This window comes from Runella defluvii (assembly GCF_014195535.1).
Taxonomy (GTDB): domain Bacteria; phylum Bacteroidota; class Bacteroidia; order Cytophagales; family Spirosomataceae; genus Runella; species Runella defluvii.
In genome coordinates this window covers 363,765-376,345 of sequence record NZ_JACIBY010000003.1, presented here as the reverse complement: position 1 = coordinate 376,345, position 12,581 = coordinate 363,765, and the positions used below count along the sequence as shown (strand labels likewise).

Annotated in this window: 6 protein-coding genes, 1 tRNA gene and 1 CRISPR repeat array; of the genes, 1 reads left to right on the top strand and 6 read right to left on the bottom strand. The window is 41.8% G+C overall.

Annotated elements, in window-relative coordinates:
• Positions 1-172: 172 nt before the first annotated feature.
• The 4 genes from FHS57_RS09075 to galK are packed head-to-tail and all read right to left on the bottom strand — an operon-like array spanning position 173 to position 5,134.
• Entirely contained in the window at positions 173-1,243 is a 1,071-nt protein-coding gene (locus tag FHS57_RS09075; RefSeq protein WP_183972725.1) for a mandelate racemase/muconate lactonizing enzyme family protein, read from the bottom strand.
• A 12-nt stretch (positions 1,244-1,255) separates the two neighbouring features.
• Positions 1,256-2,308 carry an N-acetyltransferase DgcN family protein gene (locus FHS57_RS09070; protein WP_183972723.1) on the bottom strand — a complete coding sequence of 351 codons (1,053 nt, stop codon included), beginning with the start codon at positions 2,306-2,308 and terminating at the stop codon, positions 1,256-1,258.
• 1 nt (position 2,309) lies between these two features.
• On the bottom strand, positions 2,310-3,941 hold the full coding sequence (locus FHS57_RS09065) for a glycerol-3-phosphate dehydrogenase/oxidase (RefSeq protein ID WP_183972721.1): 1,632 nt from the start codon (positions 3,939-3,941) through the stop codon (positions 2,310-2,312).
• Between the two features lie 23 nt (positions 3,942-3,964).
• Positions 3,965-5,134 carry a galactokinase gene (galK, locus tag FHS57_RS09060; protein ID WP_310586985.1) on the bottom strand — a complete coding sequence of 390 codons (1,170 nt, stop codon included), beginning with the start codon at positions 5,132-5,134 and terminating at the stop codon, positions 3,965-3,967.
• A gap of 134 nt (positions 5,135-5,268) precedes the next feature.
• Here galK and FHS57_RS09055 point away from each other — a divergent pair.
• A tRNA-Arg gene (locus FHS57_RS09055) sits at positions 5,269-5,342 on the top strand.
• Positions 5,343-5,436: 94 nt separating this feature from the next.
• Positions 5,437-11,067: a CRISPR direct-repeat array (repeat unit 30 nt; unit sequence GTTTCAATTCCAAAATGGTACGATTTAAAG).
• A gap of 204 nt (positions 11,068-11,271) precedes the next feature.
• On the opposite strand, the gene cas2 is transcribed toward FHS57_RS09055, so the two are convergent.
• Both cas2 and cas1b read right to left on the bottom strand, forming a co-directional pair.
• Positions 11,272-11,535, bottom strand: a complete 264-nt coding sequence (gene cas2, locus FHS57_RS09050; protein WP_028525640.1) for a CRISPR-associated endonuclease Cas2 — start codon at positions 11,533-11,535, stop codon at positions 11,272-11,274.
• 39 nt (positions 11,536-11,574) lie between these two features.
• A complete protein-coding gene (cas1b, locus tag FHS57_RS09045) occupies positions 11,575-12,579 on the bottom strand; it encodes a type I-B CRISPR-associated endonuclease Cas1b (protein ID WP_183972719.1) in 1,005 nt (334 codons plus the stop codon).
• Positions 12,580-12,581: the final 2 nt, after the last annotated feature.

Sequence of the window (12,581 nt, the reverse complement as noted above, 5' to 3'; positions counted from 1 at the left end):
TAGCTAATAGGTCAGACGGTAGTCAGACCGAACCTAGCTAATAGGTCAGACGGTAGTCAGACCGAACCTAGCTAATAGGTCAGACGGTAGTCAGACCGAACCTAGCTAATAGGTCAGACGGTAGTCAGACCGAACAAGCAAGTCAATTTATTCGGTCTGACTATCGTCTGACCTATGATACCGATGATAATCCTAAGCCCGCTTTGTCTGTTAGACTTAATAAGCCATTCTCCAGCACAAAACCACCCGAAACCACGTCTTCGGCGAGGTCAAAACTTCCGTCTAAATCCAAATAACGGGTAGTGGGGCAGGCAAAAGCAGCGTGCAAAGCCGCCGTAATGCTAACGATGCTTTCGTCGTTACAGCCCCAAAAGAGATCAATAGCTGCGTTTTTGGCAATGGTAGCAATCTCAAAAGCATTGAGGATTCCGCCGCACTTCATGAGTTTAATATTAAAAACGCCAAACGGCTGAGGGTGTTGCGCCAGTGTTAACGCCGCCTTGGCATTTTTGAGCGATTCGTCCGCGACGAGGTTCTTTCTTAGTTCGGCATCAAGCGATAAAAGCGAAGCCTCCTCTCCTACCACTAGCGGTTGTTCGATGACCTCAATCCCCACTTTTTCGGTGGCTTTGCTAAACCGTTTCAATTCTTCCAAACTGTAGCCTTGGTTGGCATCCACCCGAATTTTAAATGAAGAACCGTAGTTTTCGTGCAGTCGTAAGACCCGTTCAACGTCTTCTTCCACCACCTCTCCTGTCTTGATTTTCAACACTTTAAAACCTAACCTTCGGTATTCTTCGGCTTCTTTCAGCGTTTCCTCTACCGACATAATCCCGATGGTAACGGAGGTAGGAAGTGAGGTTATTTTTTGACCGTATAACGCCACAATGGGGATTCCAAGGTACTGCCCAAACGCATCGTGAAGCGCAATATCAACCACGGCTTGCGTACCAGGAAGCATTGGAAAAACTTGACAAGTTTCAAATATCAATTGCCTAAAATGACGAATATCCCGCCCGACAAACCCTTGAAAAAAATCCGATTGCAATTGGGCAAACGTCTGCGTTCCTGTTTCTCCGACCACTTCTTCCGCTGGGCTGGCGGCTCCAAGCCCGACGATGCCGTTTTCAAGTTCGATTTCCAAGAAAACATTTTCCGCGTCCGTAAACGTATAGCCCGCAATGGCATACGGTTTACTCAATGCCAATTTTTTGAGAAAAGGTCGAACGCGGGCAATTTTCATAAAGTGTTGATTTTATACCAAAAGTAGTTGAAGCTGCTCCACAATTTCCTGAACCCCTTGTTCCAAAGGCAACACCACAGGAATTGCCAACCGTGAACGGTATTCTTGCTGAAAATCAAGGGCTTCTTGATGGGTACAACCTTCGGTATTGAGGGCTAGCGCAATTACTTTTGACCCGAATTTTTCAATGATTTCAATTTCAGACTCCACCGACGGGATTTTACCCCAATGCGCCTCATTGTCAAAATAAACACGTTTTGGGGCGTGTACCAACACCACGTACTTCGCTTGACCCGAAATCAAAAACTCCAGTCCACAGGGGCCGCTGGGGTTTCGGAGCGACGATTGGCCTTCTACCAAAATCAGGTCGGCATTGGTTTCTTTCCAACACGAAACAATGGCGTGTTCGACCTCGCCCGACACAAAATCATTGAGCGTTGAATCAAAAATAAAACCGTATTTTCCGCCCTGCAACCAACCCGTTTGACCCGTATAAATCATTTGGGCGTTGATGTTTTGTGCCCCACAAGCTTGACGAATCAGCCTTGCCGTAGTGCGTTTGCCTAGAGCGCAATCCATCCCAATCACCGCTACAATCGGACAACTTACGTCGTAAATTTCTCCCGTCCAAAAATGCAAATCCTTGCGGGCTTTGGGTTTACGAACGTCGATAAGTTGAACATTATGTTGGGCAGCAAGCGCCGCAATTTCAGGTTTTTCCGACAAATATTCGTGCAAACCATTCACAATGGAAAGCCCCTTTTTGATGGCCTCCTCTACAATCGTGAGCATATCGGGTGGCAACACCCCTCCCACCGTCGCTACCCCAATGATTAGATAATCAACTGACGGTAACTGCTTTAAACTCTCCAACAAGCTACTAAAAATGGGGATATTGCGACTTTTGCCATCCAATACCTCACCTGCATCTTGTCCAGCGGTGGGTGCATCAATCACTCCCACGATGGTGTATCGCTCCGTGCCACGAATCAGACCGTGAGCCGTTTTGGCGTCATTGGTACTTAGAAGGCCATTAGTTAAAATGAGCGCATTGTTACTTTTCATTTTATTGCGCTGATTTGATAAATGATTGAAGTTGAGCCGTGTATTCGTCGATTTGCTGCTGTTTTTGTTCCGCCGTCCAGCCCAATTCTTGCGCCATCAAATCGGCCACAACGGGCAGGGCTTCCATAACAGCCTCCCAATCCAGAATTTCCAAACGCGTACGTCGCGCAAATACATCCCGCAAGGTCAAGGCCATTTCTTCCCGAACTTGGTAAATAACCTCCGCTTGAATGAATGGGTATTTGTCCACCAATCGCTGCGCCCAAAGGATATTTTCTTGCGTCAGACGCGCGACTTTGTGCGCCCGACTTCCGTACTTACGAATGAGATTTTTGGCTATATCTTTGGCCAAACGATATACCGTTTGAATAATTTTCCAATCTTCAAACGCATAATCTTCACCACCAACTAAGAGATGTTGAGCCGTTGTACATTCACGGTCAACGCTCAGCAATTCACAGGCTTTGTCGATGGTATCTTTGGCCATATAACGGTAAGTTGTCCATTTTCCTCCCAATAAACTTACCAAATTCGACGTAGGGTCGTGTTCAACTTCGTGGTCACGAACCAGCTTTTTGGTAGAGGCCGACTCACTCGCCGCCAGCAAAGGTCGCAGTCCACCAAAACCTGCCTTTACCTGAGACTTATCGGGGCGTTTGGCCAAATAACGAGTAAGCGTATCCAACAGAAAATCAACCTCTTTGTCATCTAAAATAGGTTCTTTGTCCAAATCTTTATAATCCGTATCAGTTGTTCCTAACAACAACTGCCCCTCAAACGGAATCGCAAAAACGACACGCCCATCGCTAGTTTTTGGAATCAGCATGGCATCATCACTTTTCAGCACTTCGTATGGCAACACCACGTGCACCCCTTTACTCGGACGAATACGTTTTGATAATTTAGGATTGGCCATCAATCGAACGTGATCCGCCAATGCCCCCGTACAATTGATAAATAATTTTGCTTTTATCCCAAACGTAGCCTCCCCTTCGGTGGGTCTTACTTGCGCTTCGGTCAGCTTGCCATTGGTATCTTTTTTTACCCCCACTAACTCCGTATAATTGGCAACAGCAACCCCTGCTTCTTCGGCTGCGTGGGCCAAGGCAAGGCAGTAACGCGCGTCGTCGAGCTGTCCGTCAAAATACAAAACTGCGCTGTGCAATTTTTTAGCATCCAACGAAGGCATTCGCAAGAGGGTTTCTTTTTTGCTCAACCAACGGCTTTTGGGCAACGCATCCCCTTTGGCAAAAAAGTCGTACATCCGCAACCCAATCGTAAAGTATAACCCTTCAAACCAGCTAAAAACGGGCGTCAGAAGGGGCAACGGTCGGGCCAAATGCGGGGCATTTTGGAGCACAATTTGGCGTTCTTCTAAGCCGTGACGTACCTGTTTTAACTGAGCAAAATCTAAGTTTTTAAACGCTTGTTCAAGGTAACGTACTCCCCCATGAATCAGCTTGGTCGATTTCGACGAAGTTTCGGAGGCAAAATCTTTTTTTTCAATCAATGCCACCTTAAAGCCGCGCAGTGCCGCGTCGAGCGCACAACCTGCCCCGCTGGCACCGCCTCCAATGATACAAATATCAAACGTTTCATTTTGAAGGCGTTGCAAATTTTTTGAACGATTCATGGGAATGAGTTTTTAGTGTAACGTTATAGCTTTTCTAGTCGGGCAACGCCTTCCGTGATACCCACGACGTGGCAGACCAGTTTTTTGTTAAACTGCGCGCGGTAGGCCACCGTCATCTTTTCGATAAAAGAATCCACTTGCGCCGTTTCGACGATATTAATGGTACAGCCGCCAAAGCCACCGCCCATCAAACGAGCCCCTAAGACTTCGGTCAGCGCAACCGTTTGTTCTACCAAAAAATCAAGTTCTACGCAACTCACTTCATAATCCTCACTCAATCCCGTATGCGTTTCGTACATTTTTTTTCCAAAAGCCACTAAATCACCCCGTTGCAAATCTTCACACGCACTTACGACTCGCTCAATTTCGCCCGTCACGTACCGACAACGGCGATAAACATTTTCAGAAAAATCGGCTTTATGCGCTTCCACTTGGGCCAACTTTACATCCCGTAAGCTGGTAATAGTCGGGTAAAATTGCTGTAAAATGGCCACACCTTGCTCACATTCTTGGCGGCGGGTGTTGTAAGCTGAATCGGCCAACGTATGTTTTACTCCCGAGTTGCAGAGCACTAACTGATAATTTTCAAAATCGAAGGGAAAATATTCAAACGTCAAATCGCGGCAATCAAGGCGAATGACGGAATTAGCTTTGCCGTGGATAGACGCAAACATGTCCATAATCCCACACTGAAGTCCAGCGAAGTGATGTTCAGCCCGTTGCGCAACGAGAGCGAGTTGTAAACGCGGGATTGCCAATCCAAATAACTCACTTAACGCCCATCCCATTCCACTTTCCACTGCTGCCGACGACGAAAGACCCGCTCCGTTTGGTACATCACCACCGAAAGCAACCTCAAAACCCGTCGGAATGACATACCCGTCCGTTATCAGTTCGCTCGTCACGCCAATGAGGTAATTGGCCCAACTTTTGGGGCATTTATTGAGCGAATCAAGGCTAAACTCAAACGTATCGTTCAAATCTGCGGCATATACCTTACAAAGTCGGTCGGTGCGGGGGGCGATGGCGAAGTAAATCGCTTTGTCGATAGCCGCGGGCAGCACAAACCCATTGTTATAATCGGTATGTTCGCCAATAAGATTGATGCGACCAGGAGCACGCACGACGAAAGAAGGAGTTTTTCCAAAAATTTGTTGAAAGTCCTCGACAATTTTTTCTGAATACAAATACACGCTAAATAGTTGGTTTGTGGGTCTTTAGTAAGTCACAAAAATAGGCAGATTCGGGAGGGATACACAATTTTTGGGGAGAATGTTGTTAAAAGTCGCAAAAACATTTATTTTTGCACCCGCGTTCGACAAGAACAGGTCCCGTAGCTCAGCTGGATAGAGCAACAGATTTCTAATCTGTCGGTCTTAGGTTCGAATCCTAACGGGGTCACTCAAACAACAGTTCCCATCGCAAAAGTGCCTTAAATTTATTTTAGGGCACTTTTTGTTTTTCTAACCAGCCTCCTCTTCTCAAATCAAACTGCTCTTCAATTCCAAAATGGTACGATTTAAAGTAGCGGCTAGTGCCTTGGGGTCGCTGTCGGCAAGCTGCGTTTCAATTCCAAAATGGTACGATTTAAAGTAAAGTATGGCTTTGGAAGACAATAGCTTATTTTAGTTTCAATTCCAAAATGGTACGATTTAAAGACGCGTAGTTACGTAGCTCAAAATCCGCTCTTTTCTGGTTTCAATTCCAAAATGGTACGATTTAAAGTTTTGAGTCGTCGCTAGGCAGATCAGCGAGCTTTGTTTCAATTCCAAAATGGTACGATTTAAAGAAGAGGGAGGAGTTGTTGAGTCTCGTAATATAACCTAGTTTCAATTCCAAAATGGTACGATTTAAAGAGCGATAAATGGCACTGGAGGAGTACATTTATTTAGTTTCAATTCCAAAATGGTACGATTTAAAGTTTGGGCTGCGCATAACGAGTCGCTTTATTGCCATCTGTTTCAATTCCAAAATGGTACGATTTAAAGGCTCACTAGCTCTACGCTGGTGATGCTGGCGGAGGTGGGTTTCAATTCCAAAATGGTACGATTTAAAGCTACACATTTGGCGTGTATATGGCTCCCCCTATCGTGTTTCAATTCCAAAATGGTACGATTTAAAGTTATCTTCTACGAAGCCCGTAGCGTCGCCAAAAACAGTTTCAATTCCAAAATGGTACGATTTAAAGAAACTTATGCTGGGTGCGCTCCAAAGTCATATTCAAGTTTCAATTCCAAAATGGTACGATTTAAAGAAGTTGGTAGCACAGCAAAATCAGTTGGCGTTTGAGCGGTTTCAATTCCAAAATGGTACGATTTAAAGATCAAGACTGGAAAGAAAGAAGCCAGGGCGTTGAGTTTCAATTCCAAAATGGTACGATTTAAAGGACTCCGTAATCGGTTCGATGAGCTAGTTGTACTTATGTTTCAATTCCAAAATGGTACGATTTAAAGCGGCGAGTGCGCAGGCGATTGCACTAGGCAATGCAACGTTTCAATTCCAAAATGGTACGATTTAAAGAAGCAACGCCACGAAAGTAGATTTCAAGCTGCAAAGTTTCAATTCCAAAATGGTACGATTTAAAGTCGGCCTTGGTAGCGCCGCCGCGACGGTATTCGTGTTTCAATTCCAAAATGGTACGATTTAAAGATGGCACTGCTGTACAGGTTCTTTGTTTCCTTTTTTTGTTTCAATTCCAAAATGGTACGATTTAAAGTTCCAACCAAAATTATCCCATCTGATAAAACTTTGGCGTTTCAATTCCAAAATGGTACGATTTAAAGAACTACGCTGCAGATTTCATGCAAATAATTGTCTAGTTTCAATTCCAAAATGGTACGATTTAAAGGGTCAACCGTGCCACCCGCCGAAATGAAGTTCGCAAGTTTCAATTCCAAAATGGTACGATTTAAAGTTCCAGGCTGGGCGATGCCCAAATTTTCCCGCGTTGTTTCAATTCCAAAATGGTACGATTTAAAGAAGGGCAAAAAATATCCATCCTCTTTGTCTTGTTCGTTTCAATTCCAAAATGGTACGATTTAAAGTCCCAAAAGTTTGGTAGAAAAGCGGTGCCCATTTCGTTTCAATTCCAAAATGGTACGATTTAAAGTCTTGAGTTCTGAAAAACTAAATCCACTACCCTATCGTTTCAATTCCAAAATGGTACGATTTAAAGCTTTGCCGTATCCATCTTTCTTAGGGCTTGACTTGTTTCAATTCCAAAATGGTACGATTTAAAGGCTCGTATTTGGGATCGGTAAATTCTTCGTTTTTAACGTTTCAATTCCAAAATGGTACGATTTAAAGGCTATAGGTGTAACGAAAGAAGAACTTACCGCCACACGTTTCAATTCCAAAATGGTACGATTTAAAGTTATAATGCAGCGTGAACCAGCGACTTGATTGCGTTGTTTCAATTCCAAAATGGTACGATTTAAAGTTTTTATCTTTAATATCTGTAAAAATATATGCTCCGTTTCAATTCCAAAATGGTACGATTTAAAGTCTATAGGAATAAAGTATGATGATAAATTAGATGATGTTTCAATTCCAAAATGGTACGATTTAAAGATGCTGGAAAGGCTGACAGTACAATCTTATCACGAAGTTTCAATTCCAAAATGGTACGATTTAAAGAAAATATTTTGATGCTCAGCGGTGAAAACTTCGTGCGTTTCAATTCCAAAATGGTACGATTTAAAGTTCAAAAATGCACAGCAGGAACAAGAGTACAACCAAAGTTTCAATTCCAAAATGGTACGATTTAAAGAACTGTAAAACTCACACTTTAAACCACTCCCAACAAGTTTCAATTCCAAAATGGTACGATTTAAAGTTGTACTTTCGCACAAATTCCCCATTGCGATTGCACGTTTCAATTCCAAAATGGTACGATTTAAAGACGCTCACAAACGAAGACTTAAACATCGTAAGCGGGTTTCAATTCCAAAATGGTACGATTTAAAGTTTGTTACAAATAATTCATCGCTTGAAGGCGTATAATGTTTCAATTCCAAAATGGTACGATTTAAAGCTCAGTACCGAGAAGTCAGAACACCTTTAACGGAATTGTTTCAATTCCAAAATGGTACGATTTAAAGAACCGTGTATATGTCATTGAAATCGCCTCCAGCAAGTTTCAATTCCAAAATGGTACGATTTAAAGAGGGACTCAAAATGTCAATAACAGCGTCAATGTGTAGTTTCAATTCCAAAATGGTACGATTTAAAGGGTTGGGGCAACCATACGGGTTTGTATGCTCCTCTGTTTCAATTCCAAAATGGTACGATTTAAAGTGTCAGTTTGATTAATCATTTGTGGAGTCCACGTATGTTTCAATTCCAAAATGGTACGATTTAAAGCCTTAGGCGGAAGCATGGTGATGATTACCGCCAAAGTTTCAATTCCAAAATGGTACGATTTAAAGGTTGTAAAAATTGAGGTTGAAAGATTGTTTAAAAGGTTTCAATTCCAAAATGGTACGATTTAAAGGAAAAAGCAAGATAACACCTATTTATTCATCCTTTGTTTCAATTCCAAAATGGTACGATTTAAAGATGATGGTAGCTTGTTATCATCGTCTCTTCTGATGTTTCAATTCCAAAATGGTACGATTTAAAGGTGACTCCCAACTACAAGCACTAACCGCCCCTTAATAGTTTCAATTCCAAAATGGTACGATTTAAAGTGTACTTTTCTGCCGCCTTACCTAGATTCACTTTGTGTTTCAATTCCAAAATGGTACGATTTAAAGTAAAAAAATCTTTTTGAGTTAATGACATGATTTTGAGTTTCAATTCCAAAATGGTACGATTTAAAGCTGTTGTAGCAGACGTGGCGGCGTTCGTTGCGCTTGGTTTCAATTCCAAAATGGTACGATTTAAAGGCCACGTTCCGAGGCCATACCTTCCGATTGAATCTGTTTCAATTCCAAAATGGTACGATTTAAAGGTTAATGTTCATTTTGGTAATGGTTATTTACGTAATGTTTCAATTCCAAAATGGTACGATTTAAAGCAGCAAATGCCCGTATTTCTCAACCATTTTCGAAAGTTTCAATTCCAAAATGGTACGATTTAAAGTAAGCAGTTGTGTGCCGATGCCAACGACGATGCTATGGTTTCAATTCCAAAATGGTACGATTTAAAGTCGATCCATCCCGCGAAAAAGCGGAAAAAGTACTGTTTCAATTCCAAAATGGTACGATTTAAAGAAAGTACGGATTAAATGCACAACAAGTCAATCAAAAGTTTCAATTCCAAAATGGTACGATTTAAAGATTATCAAAGTGCCGCTCGTAGGTAAGCAAGATGCGTTTCAATTCCAAAATGGTACGATTTAAAGCCCTCCATCTCTGCCACGTCCTTAAACATTCGATACAGTTTCAATTCCAAAATGGTACGATTTAAAGAACTGATTGGTACGGAGATAACCACAACAGAATTTTGTTTCAATTCCAAAATGGTACGATTTAAAGAGTACAACGTTTTTTGGTTTTATCCTTGGGAAAATGTTTCAATTCCAAAATGGTACGATTTAAAGCTTTTCATTTGCCGCCTCCAAAGATTTCAAAACCTGTGTTTCAATTCCAAAATGGTACGATTTAAAGTAATTTGTTTTGATACAGACTCTACCAAGTTTACTGGTTTCAATTCCAAAATGGTACGATTTAAAGTCCAAATCAAAACACTGCACCTCCCCACCGTCAAATGTTTCAATTCCAAAATGGTACGATTTAAAGCTACGTGAAGCGTCAATGAAGTTAGGGTGCGTGTTCAGTTTCAATTCCAAAATGGTACGATTTAAAGTTCGCAGACGATGAAGGCCGAGAGTACGCCAGGTTTAGTTTCAATTCCAAAATGGTACGATTTAAAGCACCTTTGGTAGAAAAGACACTGGAACGGATTTACGCGTTTCAATTCCAAAATGGTACGATTTAAAGTGTCCAAGTTCGTCCTTCGTAGTAATGAACTTCGTGTTTCAATTCCAAAATGGTACGATTTAAAGAAACGCCCCATTCCATCCCATGTCTTTGTTTTTTCAGTTTCAATTCCAAAATGGTACGATTTAAAGTGGCGCTGGTGGTATTACCTTCGAGGGGTCTATAACATGTTTCAATTCCAAAATGGTACGATTTAAAGTAGCATAGAGTTTAAATTTTATACGCCTGACATTGTTTCAATTCCAAAATGGTACGATTTAAAGAATCAAACGAGATTGGAAAGATACCACCGCAGGACGGTTTCAATTCCAAAATGGTACGATTTAAAGATGCGTATCTGGAATGATAGGCTAGTTTGGTCAAGGTTTCAATTCCAAAATGGTACGATTTAAAGAGGCGTTAAAATAGAGCGCTTAACAATCGAAAAATGGTTTCAATTCCAAAATGGTACGATTTAAAGCCAAACCTATTTTGATACAGCCTCTAAACGCTTTAGTTTCAATTCCAAAATGGTACGATTTAAAGCAGGCACTTTAATTGTGCAATAAAATTTAAGAAAAGTTTCAATTCCAAAATGGTACGATTTAAAGGTATTTGTACAAGCAATGGCATTACGGTTGTGCTGTTGTTTCAATTCCAAAATGGTACGATTTAAAGTTTTCTTTATCGGACGTTAAACCCATTTTTCGCAAGTTTCAATTCCAAAATGGTACGATTTAAAGAAGCAGGGCTTTTTTCTTGATACCGATGTTTCCAAAAGTTTCAATTCCAAAATGGTACGATTTAAAGCTATTTCAAGAAAAACAAAAGTGGTACGCTCACCTTGGTTTCAATTCCAAAATGGTACGATTTAAAGGCGTTTACGGTGGAACGTGCAAAGGCCGAAAATGAGTTTCAATTCCAAAATGGTACGATTTAAAGTACTATTACAGATATTGCGGGCGGGGGGATGCAGAGTTTCAATTCCAAAATGGTACGATTTAAAGGTACCTATTTTAGTAAGTAAGGTAAGTTTATTTTTTGGTTTCAATTCCAAAATGGTACGATTTAAAGTGTCCCGATGACGGGTCAGTGTAAGGATACGAATACGTTTCAATTCCAAAATGGTACGATTTAAAGATTTGATTTATCTAGCAATAACTTACACCCATAGAGTTTCAATTCCAAAATGGTACGATTTAAAGCCGTTGGAAAAACGGCTATTTTGGCTCAATTTTAAGGTTTTTTGCGGTATTTTTCAACTGAAAAATCGTCGATGGCCAATGACTCGATTTTACTAGACCATCGACGACTGCTCATTATCAAACACTTACGTCAACTTCAAGGGTTTTTATAGTCAATATGTCAACGAACTTTTGAGCCGTTTTCCGACTTCGACGACTTTGCCCTCAAAGAAAGTTATCAATGGAACTTCGTTCTACCCCAATAATTTCTTTGTCGAGCCACCGCTCGTTCCGACTCTTAAATAGGATGACGCTGTCTTGGTCCTCATTCATAATCGCCCGCGCACCCATCAACATTTCTTTCAACTTCGCCTCCGTGATTTCTCCTTCAAACACCGAATTTTGAATCCAGTTCAGGTACTTGCGGCAGTGTTTCAACATCTTTGCCACTCGTTTTTCTCCAATATCATACACCAATATTACATACATAGCGCTTTCCCCTCCCTACTGGGGAGAGACAGGGTGGGGTTACCACATCATTTTAAAAGGTTTATACACTTCCATACCCAGCAGGTGCTTTTGCAGTTTGTAACACTCTAGTTTTACTAAATGCTTATAACTCACGCTTCTACCCAACGAACGATGTTTAAATGTCTCTTTCAGCCGCTCTTCAAACGCTTGTACAAATACCTTTTTTGCCCCTTCTTTCAACACACAGCGGTTTATATCCTGCCGAAAATCGCTGGCTTGTAGCTGTTTTTTGTTCAATACGCTGAAAATCGTGCGATCGACCAACATCGGTTTGAATATCTCCGACAAATCCAATGCCAACGAATACCGCCTCGCCCCAGGTTCGTGCAAAAAACTAATGGTAGGGTTGAGTTGGGTGTGGTAAATTTGGTCTAAACATACCGTGTAGCACATCATGTTCCCAAACGAAATCAACGCATTCACCTCGTTTTGAGGCGGTTGCTTGCTGCGGGTTCCCATGTCAAAATCGTTGATTATCTCTCCAAATGCCCCGTAATAGGCTTGTCGGATATTGCCTTCGATGCCCATCAACTCCGCAATGTTTCCCGCATTGGAAATCAAAGGCGTATAACTTTCGATTTGTCCCAGCTGCTTGGCTACGTCTTTACCACGCCCTTGGTAGTACTTCAGGTTTTTGGACATGTTAAAAGCCGCCCCTTCAACCAAGGTCTTGGCTACGACCATCCGTTTTTTGTCGGAGAGATAATGACGCGTTTGTTCTACTTGCATTTTGCCCGCCAACAAATACTCTTTGGCCATAAACGACCCCGTATAATGTTCGTAATAGTCGAAAAAATGAACCGATACGTGGTTTTTACCCAAAAAATTGTACATCGCGCTGTTGGCGTCCAAACTCCCAAAACAATACAGGTTATCGACTCCTTCAATGGGAATGTAGCGCGGCTGTCCTTCGTTACCGTCCTCGTCAACGGGCAAAAAACAGAGCGTGTTGTCTTTACGGCTCAAGCGGCCAGGGTTAAAGAGATAATAGCTTTTTTTCATTT